General features: G+C 67.4%; 16 protein-coding genes. 9 read left to right on the top strand and 7 right to left on the bottom strand.

Annotation, left to right across the window (positions count from 1 at the left end; translation table 11 throughout):
• Positions 1 to 160: 160 nt before the first annotated feature.
• The 8 genes from Q0627_RS20855 to Q0627_RS20820 all read left to right on the top strand — a co-directional run bounded on the left by Q0627_RS20855 (position 161) and on the right by Q0627_RS20820 (position 11,014).
• Positions 161 to 1,414, top strand: a complete 1,254-nt coding sequence (locus Q0627_RS20855) for a hypothetical protein (protein ID WP_298812536.1) — start codon at positions 161 to 163, stop codon at positions 1,412 to 1,414.
• 142 nt (positions 1,415 to 1,556) lie between these two features.
• Positions 1,557 to 2,813, top strand: coding sequence for a glycosyltransferase family 2 protein (locus tag Q0627_RS20850; protein ID WP_298812533.1), 1,257 nt, complete (start codon positions 1,557 to 1,559; stop codon positions 2,811 to 2,813).
• Between the two features lie 174 nt (positions 2,814 to 2,987).
• Positions 2,988 to 4,235 (top strand): 4-hydroxybenzoate 3-monooxygenase, encoded by a 1,248-nt coding sequence (locus Q0627_RS20845; RefSeq protein ID WP_298812524.1) that lies wholly within the window; start codon positions 2,988 to 2,990, stop codon positions 4,233 to 4,235.
• Between the two features lie 111 nt (positions 4,236 to 4,346).
• Entirely contained in the window at positions 4,347 to 5,171 is an 825-nt protein-coding gene (locus Q0627_RS20840) for a 2-amino-3,7-dideoxy-D-threo-hept-6-ulosonate synthase (RefSeq protein WP_298812521.1), read from the top strand.
• 96 nt (positions 5,172 to 5,267) lie between these two features.
• Positions 5,268 to 6,470, top strand: coding sequence for a 3-dehydroquinate synthase II family protein (locus tag Q0627_RS20835; protein ID WP_298812519.1), 1,203 nt, complete (start codon positions 5,268 to 5,270; stop codon positions 6,468 to 6,470).
• Positions 6,457 to 8,895 (top strand): AMP-binding protein, encoded by a 2,439-nt coding sequence (locus Q0627_RS20830; protein ID WP_298812516.1) that lies wholly within the window; start codon positions 6,457 to 6,459, stop codon positions 8,893 to 8,895. The genes Q0627_RS20835 and Q0627_RS20830 overlap by 14 nt, the downstream gene beginning before the upstream one ends.
• Positions 8,892 to 9,752: a beta-1,6-N-acetylglucosaminyltransferase gene (locus Q0627_RS20825; RefSeq protein ID WP_291017415.1), complete on the top strand. Its 861-nt coding sequence runs from the start codon at positions 8,892 to 8,894 to the stop codon at positions 9,750 to 9,752. The genes Q0627_RS20830 and Q0627_RS20825 overlap by 4 nt, the downstream gene beginning before the upstream one ends.
• Positions 9,753 to 9,796: 44 nt before the next feature.
• Positions 9,797 to 11,014, top strand: coding sequence for a polysaccharide biosynthesis protein (locus Q0627_RS20820; protein ID WP_291017417.1), 1,218 nt, complete (start codon positions 9,797 to 9,799; stop codon positions 11,012 to 11,014).
• A gap of 100 nt (positions 11,015 to 11,114) precedes the next feature.
• Here Q0627_RS20820 and Q0627_RS20815 read toward each other — a convergent pair whose 3' ends face one another.
• Together Q0627_RS20815 and Q0627_RS20810 are read right to left on the bottom strand one after the other, a co-directional pair.
• Positions 11,115 to 12,005 (bottom strand): glycosyltransferase family A protein, encoded by an 891-nt coding sequence (locus Q0627_RS20815; protein WP_291017419.1) that lies wholly within the window; start codon positions 12,003 to 12,005, stop codon positions 11,115 to 11,117.
• A 9-nt stretch (positions 12,006 to 12,014) separates the two neighbouring features.
• A complete protein-coding gene (locus Q0627_RS20810) occupies positions 12,015 to 12,998 on the bottom strand; it encodes a glycosyltransferase (protein ID WP_291017422.1) in 984 nt (327 codons plus the stop codon).
• A 98-nt stretch (positions 12,999 to 13,096) separates the two neighbouring features.
• On the opposite strand from Q0627_RS20810, the gene Q0627_RS20805 reads away from it, so the two are divergent.
• The gene (locus Q0627_RS20805; protein ID WP_291017426.1) at positions 13,097 to 14,299 is read left to right on the top strand and encodes a lycopene cyclase family protein; all 1,203 of its coding nucleotides are present in this window, start codon (positions 13,097 to 13,099) and stop codon (positions 14,297 to 14,299) included.
• On the opposite strand, the gene Q0627_RS20800 is transcribed toward Q0627_RS20805, so the two are convergent.
• The 5 genes from Q0627_RS20800 to sufU all read right to left on the bottom strand — a co-directional run bounded on the left by Q0627_RS20800 (position 14,286) and on the right by sufU (position 18,231).
• Positions 14,286 to 15,131: an ABC transporter ATP-binding protein gene (locus tag Q0627_RS20800; RefSeq protein ID WP_291017429.1), complete on the bottom strand. Its 846-nt coding sequence runs from the start codon at positions 15,129 to 15,131 to the stop codon at positions 14,286 to 14,288. The two genes, Q0627_RS20805 and Q0627_RS20800, sit on opposite strands and share 14 nt — an antisense overlap.
• Before the next feature lie 41 nt (positions 15,132 to 15,172).
• Positions 15,173 to 16,225, bottom strand: coding sequence for an iron chelate uptake ABC transporter family permease subunit (locus Q0627_RS20795; protein WP_291017437.1), 1,053 nt, complete (start codon positions 16,223 to 16,225; stop codon positions 15,173 to 15,175).
• Positions 16,226 to 16,308: 83 nt separating this feature from the next.
• Complete coding sequence (locus Q0627_RS20790; RefSeq protein ID WP_291017440.1) at positions 16,309 to 17,325, bottom strand: iron ABC transporter permease; 1,017 nt, start codon at positions 17,323 to 17,325, stop codon at positions 16,309 to 16,311.
• 76 nt (positions 17,326 to 17,401) lie between these two features.
• The gene (locus Q0627_RS20785) at positions 17,402 to 17,779 is read right to left on the bottom strand and encodes a metal-sulfur cluster assembly factor (protein WP_291017432.1); all 378 of its coding nucleotides are present in this window, start codon (positions 17,777 to 17,779) and stop codon (positions 17,402 to 17,404) included.
• Entirely contained in the window at positions 17,776 to 18,231 is a 456-nt protein-coding gene (sufU, locus tag Q0627_RS20780; protein ID WP_298812664.1) for a Fe-S cluster assembly sulfur transfer protein SufU, read from the bottom strand. The genes Q0627_RS20785 and sufU overlap by 4 nt, the downstream gene beginning before the upstream one ends.
• Positions 18,232 to 18,239: the final 8 nt, after the last annotated feature.

The raw sequence follows: 18,239 nt of genomic DNA, 5'->3' as shown, positions 1-18,239 counted from the left end.
GAGGTCGTTGCTGGGTGTCGAACGTCGCGTTGGGATTCGAAGCTCGCTCTAAGCGATCGTTAAGCTAAAGACATTTAACAAGGCTAGCCTAATCAAAACAAGGTGGTCCTAAGTGAGTACCCTCACAGGTGTGCAACAGGAGCGTATCGGAAGGATGCCGGTGAACCGAGCACGTATCCGGCTGCGCGACCGCGTACATCTCGGCGAACCCGGAACCGGACTGATCGGACCCGTCAACCTTCCGGATCCGGACGCGGTCCGGCGCAATCTCGAGGCCTTCGCTTCCTTCGGTCCGCGAACACGCATAGCGCTGCGCCCCGACACCGCGGGCGAACACTGGATTCACGACCCGCAGCGCCTCCTCGAGTCGATCGAGGTCATCGAGGAGCCCGCCGATCCCCTCGAGCTCCTGATCCCGACCGGCCGGCCGATCGCGCCGATGCGAGTCACCCTCGCCGGACGCTACCTGCGCACCGAACACGATCACGGCGTGGGTGAGATCCGATTCGGGCTCCTGGCCCATCAGGTCATCACCGGTGCGATCACGCCCCGCGACCCCGACATGCTTTCGCAGATCTCCCGGCGGCGGGACGGCCTGGGTACCGCGGCGTTGCGGGTCTTCGGATCACGTCCCACGCGGGTGTTGGACGTGTTCCGGTCGATGCGTGAGACCAGGATCGCGCGTCCGGAGTTCGCGCCGGCCGATGAGTTTCCGACAGACGCGGGCTCGGTCCCGACCCGGCGCGGATCTCATGCGGTGGCGGTAGCCGTGATGCCTGCGGACGTGCTCGGCGAGCTCCGTCGGTGGCGGGACGCGACCCTCCCGCGTGTCAGCCTGTTCGCGCTGGTCGTCAGTGGCCTCACCCGCGCACTGACGGCTTCCGGAATACCTGTCGACGACGTCGGCACACTGCCAGTCGACCTGCGCAGGTACCTGCCGACCGGTACCAATCCGCTCGCGAACTTCGTCTCCGGGATCCAATTGCCGCTGCGCCGCGGCAGCGATCCCGCCCGGTTGCACCATGATCTGGTGACCGCCGTCGCGTCGGGACGTCCGATCGTGTCGCTCGCCCGGGTCACCGCACTCGGGTACGCGGCCCAGTGGCTCTCCCATGACGGGCAAAGGCCGGCTCCCGGGCCTTCCCAACCCGGCGCACCGTTGGTGTTCACCGGCATACAGGCCCACCAGCAGTTGATGGACAGTTTTCCGTGGATCGACCCGGAGAATTCGATCTTCGTCTCCGGTACCCGCCCGGCAGTGCCCGAAGGCATCACCCTGCAATCGGCGACGGTTCATGGCCGCTTGCTGATCAGCGCATCGTTCCAGCCGCAGGTACACCGGTCCGCACGGGTGCGTGGTGCCCTCGACGCATTCGCGACCGACCCCGTCGGAGTGCTGCGAGATCGCCCATAACGCTCATAAGTCGCGTGCGGTATTTCGCATACCCCATCGCCTTTAGATTAGGCTAACCTCTGGTCCAGCCCTCGTGGCTGGACTCCGGCGACTGATTTCACCGTCGCCGTTGTCCCTGTTGATTGGATTCGAGCATCTGCGCATGATTCCCGAACTCACCCTGAGCTCACCCATGACGCCGGGTGGTGCCCCGAGTTGGCCGGGCGCCGTCTGGATCGGCGTGGCCGACATCGCGGAGCTGATCCGTCAAGGCCGGAGCGGCCAGTTCCTCGGTGTCGTGCCGGATGCCGAGGGCTACACAAGCGCACGAGTTCTGATCCGAGACGGGCTGACACCGCTGCAGTTCGCGCAGGTGTCGCTCATCGGCGGTCGCGCGCTGCTGCCGATTCCCCCCACCGGCGATCCCGTCACCACATCAGCGCTGCCCCCGATGTCGGTCGTCCTATGTACCCGGGAACGCCCTGAGGATCTGCGCGGGGCGCTGGACTCGCTCCTGCGGGTCGACTACCCCGAGTTCGAGATCATCGTCGTTGACAACGCACCGGTCACCGACGGCACCGAACGTGTTGTCGCCACCTTCGATGATCCACGCGTGCGCCGCATCGTGGAGCCCGTCGCGGGCCTGTCGATGGCCCGTAACGCGGGTATCCGGGCCGCACGCCACGACATCATCGCCTACACCGACGACGACGTCGTCGCCGACCCGGGCTGGCTGCGCGGGCTCGCGGCAGGTTTTGCCTGCGCCGACGACGTCGGGTGTGTCGCAGGCCTGGTCCCGAGCGGCGAGCTGCGAACACTCCCCCAGGCGTACTTCGACTGGCGGGTCTCGTGGGGCGACAACATCGAACCCCGGGTGTACCGACTGTCGGACCCGCCCGACGACGTCCCGCTGTTCCCGTTCCAGATCGGCCGGTTCGGTACCGGCGCCAACTTCGCCGTCAGGCGAGAGGTCATCGTCGACCTCGGCCTGTTCGATGAACGACTGGGAGCCGGCACGGCTACCCGCGGCGGAGAGGACCTCGACGTCTTCTTCCGCGTACTGGCCTCCGGGCACAGCCTGGCCATCGAACCGGCGTCGATCATCTGGCACCGGCACCGCAGCGACAACGACGCGTTGCTCTCACAGGCCCGCGGCTACGGCACGGGCCTGGGCGCGTGGCTGACCAAGGTGGCACTGGACAGGGACCATCGGCGACTGGCCCTGTCCGTGCTGCGCCACCGGCGACGTGCGGTGGCCAGAGCAGGTCGTGCCTACTGCGCGATCGCGGCACCGCCACCGGCATTCCTGAAGGACGTACCGCACACCGTGGGGCGCACAGAGGTGCTGTCGGTACTCGCCGGGCCCAAAGCCCTATGGCAGGAGCAGCGCAGGCTCCGTACCCGACAGAACCACCCATGAATGCCGACTCACCCATGATGTCCCAACCGTGATTTCGTCGTGCCCGGCTGTCGACCGTTCGGCCGACCTCATCAGCACGGTACCGAAAACGGGCCCCTCGTTGCTGCCGTCCTCAGCCACCGTTAAGCTGGCCGGGTAATCAAGGCAAGCCTAAACAAAGCAAGGTGATCCTCAGTGAGCAGCGATCCGACCCACGGCGCTCGGGTTCCGTCCCGTACGCAGGTCGCCATCGTCGGCGCCGGCCCCGCGGGTCTCACGCTGGGACATCTGCTCCATCTACAGGGCATCGACTCGGTCATCCTGGAGCGCAGCAGTCGCGCCCATGTCGAACAGCGCCTGCGGGCGGGCATCATCGAGCAGCCGAGTGTCGATCTGCTCGTGGCGGCGGGTCTGGGTGACAGACTGCTCCGCGAAGGCATGCGGCACAGCGGGTTCTACCTGCGCTACGACGACGTCACCCATTACCTGGACTTTCATCCATACACCGGTCAGTACGCGACCGTCTACGGCCAGCACGAGCTGGTCAAGGATCTGATCGCCGCACGCATCGACACGCGTCGTCCGCTGCACTTCGACACCGAGGTCACCGCGATCGCCCCCTCCGGACCGACCCCGGCGGTCCGGTACCGGACGACAGCCGGCGAACGTACGCTCGAGGCCGACTTCGTGGTGGCCGCGGACGGCTTCCACGGCGCCGGCCGGGCGGCGATTCCCGCCGATGTCAGGGGCGAGCTCATCCGTGAGTATCCGGTGGCGTGGCTGGGCATCCTCGCCGAGTCGACTCCGGCCGCACCGGAGGGCATGTACTGCCCGCATCCCAACGGCTTGTCCGTGCACAGCATGCGTGGGCCCCGGCTGTCCCGGCAGTATCTGCAGGTGCCGGCCGACACCGACCTCGGCGACTGGAGTGATCCGCAGATCTGGGACGAGTTGTCGGTGCGCTGCGCCGCCGCCGACGCCGTCCCCCTGGAGACCGGTCCGATCGTCGAAAGGTCCCTGGCGCCCCTGCGCAGCTACGTCTGCAGCACGATGCAGTACAAGCGCCTGTTCCTGGCCGGGGATGCCGCTCACATCGTGCCACCGACGGGAGCCAAGGGACTGAACCTGGCGATCTCGGACACCTGCGTGCTCTCCCATGCCCTGGGAGCGGCGATCAATCACGGAATCACCGAGCATCTGACGCGGTATACGGCAACGGCGCTCCCCCGCGTCATGGCCGCCCAGCGATTCTCGGCACTGCTCACCACCACGCTGCACGCGCTGCCCGGCGACGGATTCACCGAGGCCCTCCGGCGCGCGACGCTCGATCGATGGGTCGGCTCGGAGGCCGCTCGGCACGAGCTCGGCGAGGTGTACCTGGGCTTACCCTTCGCCACTGCCCCGACCTTCGGTACTCCGATCGGCGCGGGAGCGTCGGCATGAATGCGGATAGCCGTGTGGCGCAGGTCATGCATTCGACTTTGTTCGTTTGGCTAGGCTAGCCTAAGATTTTCTAAGTATCGCAAAAACCCCGAAACGGTCGCAGGAGAACCCATGGACACCCAGCACGCACTGGTCCGCGCCAGTCTCTCGAGCGGCAAGGCTCTGCGGTTGGCGCGTATCAGCGATCCCGCGACCCGCCGGGCGCATATCGTGCCGATGGACCATTCGGTGACCGTCGGCCCACTCGGCCCCGTCGACCACACCGAACGTATGGTCTCCGTTCTCGCAGGCACCGGCATCAACGCCGTGGTGCTGCACCGCGGCCGCATCAATCGCGTACCCGTCGACGCCTTCACCAGCATCGGTCTGATCGTCCATCTGTCAGCAGGTACCTCGATGAGCCTGGACACCGACGCCAAGGTTCTCGTCTCCGGTGTCGAGGCCGCCGTGCGATCGGGAGCCGACGCGGTCAGCATCCACGTCAACATCGGATCGCAAAGCGAACGTCAGCAGCTGGCAGATTTCGCCGCCGTCGCCAGGGAATGCGACGTACTCGGAGTCCCGCTGCTGGCGATGATGTACGCGCGCGGACCGCAACAGAACGCATCGTCTTCGGCGAACACACTCGCCCACCTCGCGGCGATCGCCACCGACCTCGGCGCCGACATGATCAAACTCGACTACGCCGGGTCGCCCTCGGCGATGCAAAGTGTGGTCGCATCCACGCCGGTCCCCGTCTACGTGGCCGGCGGCGCGACGGTCAGCGACGACGCCGCGATCGCGCTCGGCGCGGAGGTCATGTCCAGCGGTGTCGCCGGTTTGAGCTTCGGCCGCAACGTCTTCAACGCGACCAACCCGGTAAGAGTCGCCACGGCCCTCGCCCGGATCGTCCACAAACGCATCGCCGACAGTGATCGCGTGGCGGCCCTCGCCTGACCCCACCAGCTCAATACGCCGGTTCTCGTCCGCGCGCATCCGCCAGGCCCTGGGTCGGCACACCTCACCCAAGCAGAAAGTCAGGTCCATCCGCATATGACCAGCCATGTCGTCGTCACCGACCAGATCGTGCCCGCTTCACCGTCGGAGAACGACCGGAACAGCGAACACTTCGCGTGGGTCGATGTGCGGCACCTCGACGGTGCCGCCCGCGACGCCGTCGTGCAGGCCGCGATCAACTACGGCCTTGACGGTATCGTCTCCGACGACGCCGCGATGCTCTCGGGCCTGCCCCCCACCGTTCGCCGGATCCTGACCGGTACGCAGCCGGCCGCAAACACGACGGACCCGGGCAACAAGGACGCCGACAAGAAGAAGGTCACGGACGGCGAGTCGTTCGTCCCGGACCTGGTGCTGACCGAGGCCACCGACCTGCAGGATGGCAGCGCTCCCGCAGCCGGTGTGCACGTCGTCGTCTCCGATGCACCGACCCTCGGCCACGCGTGCGAACTCGTCCGGGTGACGCCGTGGACAGTGCTGACGTTCACCGATCCCACCAAGATCCCGCTCGAGATCGTCATCGCCGCGGCCGAGAACTCCGGCGGCAAGACGGTCACCGTCGTCAACGACATCGAGGACGCCGGCATCGTCAAGCTGGTTCTCGAACACGGCTCGGACGGCCTGCTGCTGGCACCGCGCCACGCCGACGACGTGGTGGCGCTGGTCGACGTGCTCACGCCGGACGGCGACAAGGTGGAGCTCTCCGAGCTGACCATCACCGACGTCGCGCACATCGGGATGGGTGAGCGTGCCTGCATCGACACCTGCTCGCTGCTCGAACTGGACGAGGGCTGCCTCATCGGCTCGTTCGCCAGCGGAATGTTCCTCTCGTGCAGCGAGACCCATCCCCTGCCGTACATGCCGACCCGCCCGTTCCGGTGGAACGCCGGCGCCGTGCACTCGTACGTGATGACCCCCGACAACCGCACCCGCTACGTCAGCGAACTGCGGGCCGGCCAGCCGATTCTCGCGGTCCGCACCGACGGCTCGGTGCGCGAGGTGCGTATCGGCCGGGTCAAGATCGAACGCCGCCCACTGATCTCGATCACCGCGAGCTCCGCAGACGGCAAGACCATCAATGTGATCGCCCAGGACGACTGGCATGTGCGCCTCCTCGGCCCGGGTGGTTCGGTCAACAACGTCACCGAACTCAAGCCCGGCGACGTACTCCTCGGCTATGTCCCCACCGAAGCCCGTCACGTCGGCCTTCCGATCACCGAGTTCTGTGAGGAACGCTAACCCGTTCCACGACCTTCTGGTCCGGGTGAGCGCCGATCACGAGGATGTGGTCGCGCTCCGCACCCGGACCGGCACCGTCAGCTTCGCCAAGTTGTTGCGGCTGGTCGACGAAGGTACTGCAGGTCTGCGGACGGCCGGTATCGCGGACGGTGTACCGGTGGCGGTGCGACTGTCGGACTCGGTCGACAGTGTGATCGAACTGCTGACCGTTCTATGCTCGCCGCACCCGGTGCTGCCGATCGACATCGCTTCGCCACCCGAACGTACGGCCCGGCTGATCGAGGCCGCGGGGGCCGTCGCCTACCCGGGGGAGATCGGGCTGCCGAGCGCGTCGGAGCCGCGCCCAGTGCCTGGCACGGCAGTGCTGATGTTCACCTCCGGATCGACCGGAGAACCCAAGGCGGTACGTCAGGGCTTCGCCCAGTGGATGCACCAGATCACCGAACTCGGCCGCGAACTCGGTATCGGACCCGGCCGCAAGGTCGCGCTCGCGATGCCGGTCAGCTTCGGAGGCGGTCTCGACATCGCGCTGGCCGCCGTCGGCAACGGCGCCACACTGTGCGTGTCCCATCCGCGGACCGACGGCGTCGGCGAGTTGACCGCATCGTTGATCGAGTGGCGTCCCGACAGCCTGCATCTGACTCCCGCGCTGCTGCGGGCGCTGCTGGCCGAACCTGGCGCCGACGATGCGTTCGCAACCACCGACATCGTATGCACGTGCGGCGAGGCGATCGGCGCCGGTGACGTGGCCAGACTGCGCGAAGTGAACACGAACGTCACATTCACCAATCGGTCCGGTTCCACCGAAACGGGCAACCTCGCCTTCAACGTGTTCGGGCCGGACCGGCCCCTCCCGGATGGCATGATCCCCGCCGGGCGGATCGCCGCGGGCAAGGCCGTGACCGTCGTCGACGACCAGGGTCTGCCTGCGGCGCCCGGCACCATCGGAACCCTCGTCGTGCGTTCGCCCAATATTGCCCAGGGCTATCTGGGCAGCGACTTCCCCGACATCGGCGGCGTACGTGAACATGTCCTCGGCGATCGCGGGTCTGTGACCGGCGACCAGTTGCACCTGGCCGGCCGCGGCGACGACACGGTCAAGATCCGCGGCTACCGCGTCGACGTGTCGGAGGTGGTCGGCGCGATCGAGGCCATCCCGGAGGTCGCCGAGGCCGCGGTGCTTGCCCGGCACGGGACCGGCGGCGCGGAGTTGATCGCTTACCTGGCGACCGCCCCGGGTGTCCGCCCCCCGTCCGTCGCCGAGATCCGTACCACGCTGGCGGCGTCGCTGCCGAGCTGGATGCAGCCCACCCACGTGCTACTGGTGGCCGCGCTCCCGCGCACTGAGCGCGGCAAGGTCGACCGCACCCGGCTCCCAGAACCGGCCGGACGTCCCCGGTATGTCGCGCCCGTGACCACGACCGAAGGCCTGCTGGCTTCCATCTGGGAGGATCTGCTCCGGGTCGGTGATGTCGGCCGCGACGACGACTTTCTGTCCCTCGGCGGTGACTCGCTGACCGTTGTGGAGCTGATCACCCGCACCACCGCCACCTTCGGCACCGCACTCACCCCGTCGGACCTGGTCAGTGCGCCGACACTACGGGCGGTCGCCGACGCCGTCGACCGCCGGAACCCGCCGGTGTCGGGGGGCGACGTGGTACCGCTGAGCGCTGTGCCGGCCGCTGACGACGACCGGCCGCTGGTCTTCGCATTCTCCGGCGCGGGTGAGTCGGCGTTGGCATTCGGTCCGCTGGCTCGGTGTCTGGGCGAGTACCGCGTCATCGGACTGCAGCCGCACGCCCTGGAGGGCCGCGGAATCCCCGACTGGACGGTCGGGGCGGCCGCACGCCGCTTCGCGCGCCACATCCTGGACATCTGCCCGCCGGGCCCGTTCCGGTTCGTCGGACACTCCCTCGGCGGTGTCATCGCCATCGAGGTGGCCAGGCTCCTGTCTGCACAGGGCCATCACGTCGAGCACATCGTGTGCCTGGACACCATCTTCGACGGCCCACTCGGCACGCGAGCGCGCATGCACCTGCCCGCGGTCGTCCCCCCGCGCGCCGATACCGAGGCCGACGGCGATCCGGCCGGCGAGACGACCGCGGCCGCGCTGTGGCGTCGGCGTCTGGCCCTGCTCAGCGCTGGTTGGTGGCGTCGGCCGGCCAAGGAGCAGTGGTCGCTGTTTCACGACCTGGGCCGGCGCTCGGCGCTCCTGCACCGACTGCGTCCCTGGTACGGGCCGGTCACCGCGATCCTCGCCGACGACAATCCGGACAACCCCGAATGCTGGTACGCCTATGCCCCGCATTGCGCCGGTGTTCATGTCGTCGCCGGCGATCACAACGCGATACTGCGGCACCCGTACGTCGACAGGACGGCGCGGCTGGTCGCCGATGCGCTCACCTCCCAGGTGACCACGCGATGAGGTTTGCCGTTCACGTTCTGGTGCACGAACATCCGCGGTTGTTCGCGGCGCTGATCGCCTCGCTGCAACATGAACAGATCGACGTCTACGCCCACGTCGACGACACCTCGCGTCAGGACCTGTTCGAATCGGCGGCCCGGGCTGTCGGTGCCGAAGTCGTTTTCGTGCCGCAGCCGCGCCGGGTGAACGTCCGGTGGGGCGGGTTGAGCCTGGTCCGGGCCACGCGGGAGTTGGTCGAGCTGGCAGTCGGTAGCGGCGTCGACCACCACCGGCACACACTGTTGTCGGGGGCCGACGTGCTCCTACGTCCTCTTCCGGTGCTGCTCGAACGGTGGTCCGACGATGCCGAACATCTGCGCATCGACAGACGGCTCAACCGCACCGAAAGCCAGGGCTATCTCAAGCCGCGCCGCTTCTGGTTCCCCGATCAGCCCGTGCTCGACCGCGCGTGGCTCTCCGGCCGAGTGCCCCGCCGACTCCCGCCGGGACCGCCGCTGGTCGAAGGTTCCCAATGGTGGTCGCTGACGTCCCCCGCGATCCGGACCATCCTGGACTATCTCGATGACCATCCCGCCTGGCTGCGCGGTCACCGGTTCTCCCTGTGTCCGGACGAGTTCGTCTTCCACTCGATCCTGGCCGCATCCGGGCTGGCGCCGAAGATCACCCAGAACTATCTCGACCGCACACCACCGGATGACACGCTGCATGCGTTGCACTTCATCGACTGGTCCGAGTACAGCGGCATCCGCCCCGCCGAGCTGACCGAACAATCGCTGACCGCCGCGCTGGCGAGTCCGGCGATGTTCGCCCGCAAGGTCGGGGCCGACTGGACCTGGCGAGCGGAACAGACGTGCTGAAAGGCAGGCTCGCTGTCAACGCGAGTGCGTTGATGGTCTCGTCGATGGCCACCGGTGCTCTCGGCCTGGTGTACTGGATGATCGCCGAACGGATGCTGCCCACCTCCGAGGTCGGGCGGGCGTCGGCGATGATCTCCACCGCCACCGCGATGTCGTCGCTGGCGTGTCTGTCGCTGGCCGGCGCGTACGAACGGTTTCTGCCTGTCGCCGGGCACCGGACCACCCGGCTGATTCTCGGCGGTTATGCCCTCATCGGCGCCACGTCGGCCATCCTCGGTACCGGTTTCGTGTTGCTGGGGTTCGGTTCGAAGCTGTTTCACAGCACCACGGACAAGGTGATGTTCCCGTTGCTGGTGTTGGTGCTGGCCTATTACGCGATCACCGATCCGATCCTGATCGGATTGCGCAGGTCACCGGCGGTCGCGGTGAAGAATGTGTTCCTGTCGGTCACCAAGATCATCCCGCTGTTCTTTCTGACCGGTACCGCAACGGCAATGGCCGTGGCTGGATCGTGGCTGCTGCTGGCCGCGCTGACGACCGCGGTGTTCATCGTGCACGTGGTGCGAATCGCGATCGGACGGCGCACCGAAAGCAGCGAGGAGTTGCCCGCCGGCCGTGAACTGATGGCCTTTCAGGGTGTGTTCTTCACGATGATGCTGGTCAGTTCGGTGGTGCCGTTCGCCTTGCCGCTGATCGTCGTCGGCACAGTCGGCACCACCCAGAACGCGTACTTCAATCTGGCGTGGACGATGAACGCCGCGGCAGGGATGCTGCGCAGCAGTTTCGGCGCGGCGTTCGTGGTGGAGGCCGTGCAACCCGGTGCCGACGGGCAGTCGCTGGTGCGTCAGCTCAAACGGATGCTCATCCCGCTGACGCTGGTGGTGGCGGCCGGCCTCGCCGTCGGCGGCCCGGTGCTGCTGTGGGTCGTCGGAGCCGAGTACGCCCGCGAGGCCGGACCACTCATGGTGATCCTCGCCGCCCAATCAATCATCGACACCGTCGTCATCGTGTACTTCATGGTCGCCCAGATTCAGCGGAAACTGCGGCTGATGCTGATCGTGCAGATCATGATCGTCACGGTCACCGTCGCCGGATCCGTCCTCCTACTGCCGCATATCGGACTCATCGGCGTCGGTTGCGCATCCATCGCCGCCTCCGCCATCGCCTTCGCCGTCGTCATCGGGCCCCTCATCACCGGAATCCGCGAGATGCAGCACGCCGAACATCCCACGCACCAACCCGAACCCCTGACGCAGCAATAGCCACCGCCGGGCAGATCCGGGCCCCGCCGAACGCCCACGAATACCCCTGCGTACAGGGGTGATTCACCCCGCCGGGTCGCGATCGCAACACGAGCGGGTGTCAGTCCCGCGACCTCGCGGCCGCCGCAGCCTCGAAGACGCGGCGGCCACCGAACCGGGCGATGTCGGCGCCTCGATAACGTACCCAGGCCCGCGCCGCCGCCGCCGCGGTACCGAGCACCAAACCCGTCCGCGACGATCCGGACGGCCACATCAGCCGGGTGAGCACATCGTCGGGAAGCGGTGTGACACCGATGGATTCGGCGTAACGGGAGGCGGCGAGCAGGTGTGAGGCCCGCTGTACCTCCGCATGCCGGTTGCTCACCGACTTGGCGTGAATCCGGTATCGGTAGCCGAGCATCGGGACGTTCCCGATCTCCCCGTAGGCGCAGAGCCGGGTGAAGAACTCGTAGTCCTCTGCGTGCACGAACGCCGGGTCGAACCGGATACCGGTCTCCTCGATCACCGACCGCCGGATCATCACCGACGCCCCGCAGTGACAGCTGCCCAGTAGCAGCCGCTGCCGGCACGCCTTGTCGATGCGCGGAGTGCGGACGTAGCCGGTCGCTGCCTCGAACAGCTCGTAGTCGGTACCGCATATGATCCGGGCGGGATGCTCAGCCATCCAGCTCAGCTGCGCCCGCAGACGGCCCTCCGGAAGCAGGTCGTCGGCATCCATGCGGGCGATGAACGTCCCGCGGGCCTCGTCGAGACCGCGGTTGAGTGCGGCGACCAGCCCGGCATTGGCCTGCGCCACCACCCGGATCCGGGAATCGCCGAGCGCCATCAGCTCATCGATACAGCCGTCGATGCTGCCGTCGTCGATCGCCAGCAGTTCCAGATCGTCGACGCCTTGCGCAAACACCGACTGCGCGGCATCGGCGATGTATCCGGACGCGTTGTAGGCGGGCATGAGGACGGTCACCAGCGGCGGTGTCTGCTCTGTCGTCACAGATCGCCTCTACCGGAATCGCAGAATCGTGGAGTAGAGAACGGGTGAGGCCTTCATCAACACTGCGAAGACAATCTCCCGGCGGTGTCCACCGGCCCAGAGCACCGGAATATCGGACAGCGAAATGCCTTGCCGCACCTCGTTGATCGCGGTGCGGTACAGTTCCGGATCGGCTTCGTCGGCATGGTCTGCGCGCATCGCCACGTGGGCGATCGAGGTGAGAACCTCCCGATAGTGATAGCCCAGGTAGTCCCGGTCCCACTCCGAACCACGGCCGCGGCCCGCCACCAGCGCCCGGACGTCCGCATCGGCGGTGAACAGGTCGAACGTGGTGGCCGAGAATGCCGTCGACAGCGAGCCCTCCCGGTACAAATACCGGTACAGGGGTGTTTCGATCATCGCCACCCGATCCACCGACAGCGCCACGCGGATGCTGGTCGCGATGTCCTCGTACGCCTGGTCCTCGGCCCAGGGCCTGGTGCCCAGGCTCGCCCGTTCGAACAGTTTGGTACATGCGTACGCCTTTGCCCGGCCCCGAAGAAGTTCGCGGGCGTACTCGGCGCCGGTGATGGCATCGGCGAGCGGCCGGGCCTCGTCGATCTGTAGGACCCGATCGTGCTCATCGACGCGATAAGTGCGGGTGACCGACATCTGGGCATCCGCCGCGTTCATCGCCGACACCAGGGTGTCGACGAACTCGGGCGCCGCGGTGTCGTCGCTGTCGAGGAACCACACCAGGTCGGTGGTCAGCACCGCCAGGCCGGTGTTGCGGGCCCTTCCCAGGCCACCGTTGCGCGGTTGGGTGATCACCCGGTGCTCACGCCCGTGTTCTCGCAGGGTCTCGACCGCGATATCGATGGATCGGTCGCCACCGCAATCGTCGACCAGCACGATCTGGTCGACGGGACGGGTCTGCGCCAGGACCGACTCGATACAGCCGCGCACGTAGTTCTCACACCGGTACACCGGAATGACAACTCCGACCGTTGTCATCGGGCCCCGGTTCCCCCACACAGGCAACACACAGCCATTAGGCTACCCTAAGCATTCTCGGGGCACGCCGAGGGTCGTGCGCCACTACACTTCTGCGGGTGAAGGATCTCCTGGTGATCGGCGCCGGTCCGGCCGGCCGAGCGATCGCCCATCGCGGCCTTGCGGCCGGCCTTGCCGTCACCCTCGTCGACCCCCATCCCGACCGGCCATGGCAGGCCACCTACGGCGCGTGGGCCGACGAACTACCCGACTGGCTGCCAACCGAATGCGTGGCGGCCACCGGGCCCGCTGTCGTATATACACCCGGTCGCAGGGTCCTCGACCGGGAATATGTGATTTTCGACACCCCGGCACTGCAGTCGGCACTCAGCGTCGATGGTGTGCACATCGTCCGGGCACGGGTGTCACACGCGTACAGCACCTACGTCACCTTCGCCGACGGTTCGCTTCTGTACGCGTCCACAGTCGTCGACGCTCGCGGCGTCGAAGCAGCCGGGCCTGCCGTCGACGCCCCGGAGCAGACCGCCGTTGGCATCGTGGTCAGCCACGGCGGAACGGCTGTGGAACATCGACCCGCCGACGACCGGATGGTGGTGATGGACTGGCGACCGGGCACCGGCACGTTCGTCTACTCCGTCGATCTCGGTCGTGGGCGGCGACTCGTCGAGGAGACCTGCCTGGCAGGCGCACCCGCCGTCGACATCGGCGAACTGGCACGCAGGCTCCGCGGACGGGTACCCGGGGTGGCCGTCCCGGATCTCGGCGGCAAGAAGGGCGGCCGTAGCCGGGTGTCGACGGGGGCCGAGATCGTGCGGTTCCCGCTCGTGGGATTGACGCCGACACCGTGGCGCACCTCTGGTGCCTCCCGATTCGGCGCCGCCGGAGGCCTGATCCATCCCGCTACCGGGTACAGCGTCGCCCAGTCCCTCGCACTGGCCGATGCTGTCGTAGCGGCAGCGAGCCGGGGCGCCGACGTGACCGCCGCCTTGTGGCCGTGGCAGGCACGCTGCGTGTACCGGCTGCGGGTCATGGGTCTTGCCGCGCTGCTGGCTCTGGGCCCCGACGATCTCGTCCTGTTCTTCGACCGGTTCTTCGCCCTCCCGGACTCCGTACAGCGGGCCTACCTGTCGGGCCGCACCGACCTGCCCGGTACGAGCGCGGCCATGTGGGGTGTGTTCGCGGCACTGCCCGTGCGGCTGAAGCTGACCGTCGCCAAGTCCGCGGCAGCAGGACTGCCCGCACACCGCGTGGCCGGCCCCTACCCGAAGACGGGTCTGCGCGCGCGGCTCAGTGCGTGGTGAACCGCGGGGTGTCGGTATTGCGGGCCAGCGGAATCACCAGGGGCGTACCGGTTTCGGGGTCGTCGATGATGCGGCACGGCAGCCCGAATACCTCGTGCACCATGTCGGCGGTGACGATGTCGGCGGGTTTTCCCTGCGCCACCACCCGTCCCGCCCTCATCGCGATGATGTGGTCGGCGTAGCGGAAGGCGTGGTTCAGGTCGTGCAGTACCGCGACGAGGGTTCGGCCGGACGTGCGGTTGAGTTCGGCGCACAATTCGAGCAGATCCACCTGATAGGCGATGTCGAGGTAGGTGGTTGGCTCGTCGAGCAGCATCAGCTCGGTCTGCTGTGCCAGCAGCATCGCCATCCAGACCCGTTGACGCTGACCGCCGGACAATTCGTCGACGAGCCTTCCCGACAGTTCGCTCACGCCGGTCGCGGCCATCGCCTCCACCACGGCGGCCTCGTCGTCGCGAGTCCACTGCCGGATCAGTTTCTGATGCGGGAACCGGCCGCGCGCGATGAGATCGGCGACGCGGATGCCGTCGGGTGCGATCGACGACTGCGGCAGCAGCCCGAGTGTGCGGGCGACCTGTTTGGCCGGGTAGCTCGCGATCGCCTTGCCGTCGAGCAGCACCTCCCCCGACGACGGTGTCAGCAGCCGTGACAGCGCCCGCAGCAGGGTCGACTTGCCGCACGCGTTGGGGCCGACGATCACGGTGAACTTGCCGTCCGGGATGTCGAGGGTCAGACCGTCACTGATGATGCGTGCGTCGTAGCCGATAGTGATGTTCTTCGCCTGCAAGCGCGAACCCGCGCGCGCTTCTTCCGCCACCATGACTTCGCTCATCGCGCCCTCGTCACTTTTCCCAGCTCCCGTCACTTGTGATCTCATTGCCGGCGCGCCTCCAGCGCCAGCAGCCACACCAGGTACAGGCCGCCGATCGATACGGTCACCACACCCACCGGCAGGTCCTTGTCACCGAACGCGAACTGCGCGATCCAGTCACTGACCACCAGTACCAGCGCTCCCATCGCGGCCGACGCGATGACCGTCACCCCCGCCGAGCGAGTGAGCCGTCGGGCCAACTGCGGCGCCGCCAGTGCGACGAACGAGATGGGTCCGGCGGCCGCTGTGGCGATCGCCGTCAGACTGACTCCGACGACGATCATCGCCAACCGCGTCCGTTCGACCCGGATACCGAGGGCGGCCGCCGCGTCGTCGCCCATGTCGAGCATTGGCATCCGGTAGGCGACCCAGAAGACGGGAATCACCAGGATCACCGCGACGATCAGCACCGGCTGCGCGTGCACCCACTCTTTGTTGTTGAGTGTTCCCGCCCCCCACACCGCCGCCGACATGGCGTCCTCGAGATCGGCTTTGAGGATCAGCCAGGTGTTGACCGCGGCCAGCACCGCCGAGGTGGCGATACCGACGATGATGAGCCGGAATCCCTGCACCCCGCGTTTGAACGCCAGCAGATACACCAGCAGAGCGGTGACGATGCCACCGATGAGTGCCCCGATCGCTGTCGGATAGTAGCTGGTGGCGACTCCGTCGAGGACGAGAAGTACCACCAGCGCGCCTGTGTAGGCACCGGTGTTGAATCCGATGATGTCCGGGCTGCCGAGGGGATTGCGGGTCAGGGTCTGGAAGATCGCGCCACTGATCCCCAGCAATATGCCGAGCACCAGGGCAAGCACCACCCGCGGAGCCCGCCACTGCGTGACGATCTCCGCGTTCTCGGTGTCGGCGCCGAAGACCGCCCGGACCACCTCTGTGATGGGGATGTGCAGGTCGCCGGTCGCCAGTTCAGCGAAAGCCGCCGCGACAGCGGCCAGGATCAGCACGACCACCACGACCACACCGCGCAGGTCGACGCGCGCCGACAAACCATCGGGTACCGCGGTGAAGGATCGTCCTCGCCGGGTGATCCCGGGCAGCCGGACGGCCAGCAGGGGCCGGCCGAAGTCGATCGCCTGGCGACCCTGACGAAGTCGCGGCCTGTTCAGCGTAGGGTTACCGCTCACAGGCCGCTCGCCTTCTTGCGCCGCACCAGCAGGATCAGCACCGGTGCCCCCACCAGCGCCGTCACGATGCCCACCTGCATCTCGTCGGGGCGGATGACCACTCTGCCGAGCACGTCGGCCGACAGCACCAGCATCGGTGCCCCGATCACGGTGTAGGCGAAGATCCACCGCTGGTCCGGCCCGACGATCCAGCGGGCGATGTGCGGGACCATCAGGCCGACGAAGCCGATCGGTCCGGCAGCCGCGGTGGCCGCACCACACAACAACGTCACCGCGATAACGCCGGCCACCCGGACACGTCCCACATCGGCTCCGAGGCTGCGTGCCAGATCATCGCCGAGCGCCACGGCGTTGAGAGGTCTGGCGATCGCCATCGCCACGACGAGCCCGGCCAGCACGAACGGCACGATCGCCCACACTACGTCGCCGCTGCGGCCGGCGATCGAACCCGCGTTCCAGGTGCGCATCGCCTCGAACGCGACCGGATCGAGCAGCACCAGCCCCTGTGTCACACCGCCGAGGACCGCCGCGATCGCAACACCCGACAACGTCAGCCGCACAGGGGTTCCTCCGCCGCGCCCCCACGAGCCGATCGCATAGACCAGGAGTGTGGCCAGGATCGCGCCGGCGAAGGCGAACCAGATGTATCCCCACAGCGCGGTCACGCCAAATGTTCCGACCGCAAGTGCCACCAGGAATGCCGCGCCCGCGTTTACGCCCAGGATTCCCGGATCCGCCAGCGGGTTACGGGTCATCGCCTGGATCAGGGCGCCCGCTACGCCGAGCGCGGCACCCGCGACCAGGCCGAGTGCGGTCCTGGGCAGCCGCATGTCCCGGACCACAAGGTGGTCCTGGGAGCCGCTGAAGGCGAACAACGCATCCCAGACCGTGCCCAGCGGGATGGACTTGGCGCCCACCGACAGACTGAGCAGGCAGATCAGCAGCAGGATCGCCAGGCCGGCGAACCAGCCGAGCGAACGGCGAAGGTTGGTACGCGCGATGCCGTGGGCCAGTTGCGCGACGGCGGCGTCATCGGTGACCGAGGCCTCGACCGGTGCCGCGGCGTTCACTGTCGAACTCACGTGCTCCTCAGACGGTGAAGCCGAGTGCGCGCAGTTGTTCGCGGCCGTCGTCGGTGATCTTGTCCGGCCCCCACGGCGGCAGCCACACCCAGTTGATCTCCAGGTCGGTGCACAGTCCGCTCCCGACGAGCGCCGTGCGCGCCTGATCCTCGATCACGTCGGTCAGCGGGCAGGCCGCCGACGTCAGGGTCATGTCGATCTTCGCGACGGCGTCGTCGGTGACGTTCAGCCCGTAGACCAGGCCGAGGTCGACCACGTTGATGCCCAGTTCGGGGTCAACGACATCACGCATCGCCTCCTCGACATCATCGAGACTCGGCAGTGAAGTCTGAACCTCACCCGAACCGGCCGCCAGATCCTGTGTGGTGACGGTCTCGTCGGTCATGCTGTCTCCTTTTCGTCAACACTCTGCGCCAGTGCGTCCTTGAATGCCAGCCAACCCAGCAGCGCGCATTTGACGCGGGCCGGGTACTTGCTGACGCCGGCGAAGGCGATGCCGTCACCGATGACGTCTTCGTCACCGGCGTCCTTGCCGCGTGAGGTCATCATCGTGCTGAATGAGTCGACCGTCGCGAGCGCCTCGGTCAGGCCGAGCCCGACGAGCTGGTCGAACAGTACCGACGTCGACGCCTGCGAGATCGAGCAGCCCTGCCCGTCGTAGGAGATGTCGGCGACACGGGCCCCGTCGTCGGACAGGGCGACCCGCAAGGTCACCTCGTCGCCGCACGTCGGATTGACGTGGTGGACCTCGGTGGTGAACGGATCGCGCAGGCCACGTCCGTGGGGGTGTTTGTAGTGGTCCAGGATCACGTCCTGGTACATCTGTTCCATCCGCATCAGCGCGC

The organism is uncultured Gordonia sp. (assembly GCF_937858515.1).
GTDB lineage: Bacteria > Actinomycetota > Actinomycetes > Mycobacteriales > Mycobacteriaceae > Gordonia.
Note: the sequence above shows the minus strand (reverse complement) of the source record. Positions and strands in the feature narration are given on the sequence as shown.

Coding starts and splice junctions, on each gene's coding strand:
- Q0627_RS20850 (WP_298812533.1), top strand. CDS start 1,557: ATGATTCCCGAACTCACCCTGAGCTCACCCATGACGCCGGGTGGTGCC.
- Q0627_RS20840 (WP_298812521.1), top strand. CDS start 4,347: ATGGACACCCAGCACGCACTGGTCCGCGCCAGTCTCTCGAGCGGCAAG.
- Q0627_RS20835 (WP_298812519.1), top strand. CDS start 5,268: ATGACCAGCCATGTCGTCGTCACCGACCAGATCGTGCCCGCTTCACCG.
- Q0627_RS20825 (WP_291017415.1), top strand. CDS start 8,892: ATGAGGTTTGCCGTTCACGTTCTGGTGCACGAACATCCGCGGTTGTTC.
- Q0627_RS20820 (WP_291017417.1), top strand. CDS start 9,797: ATGGCCACCGGTGCTCTCGGCCTGGTGTACTGGATGATCGCCGAACGG.
- Q0627_RS20810 (WP_291017422.1), bottom strand. CDS start 12,998: ATGACAACGGTCGGAGTTGTCATTCCGGTGTACCGGTGTGAGAACTAC.
- Q0627_RS20800 (WP_291017429.1), bottom strand. CDS start 15,131: ATGAGCGAAGTCATGGTGGCGGAAGAAGCGCGCGCGGGTTCGCGCTTG.
- Q0627_RS20785 (WP_291017432.1), bottom strand. CDS start 17,779: ATGACCGACGAGACCGTCACCACACAGGATCTGGCGGCCGGTTCGGGT.
- sufU (WP_298812664.1), bottom strand. CDS start 18,231: ATGCGGATGGAACAGATGTACCAGGACGTGATCCTGGACCACTACAAA.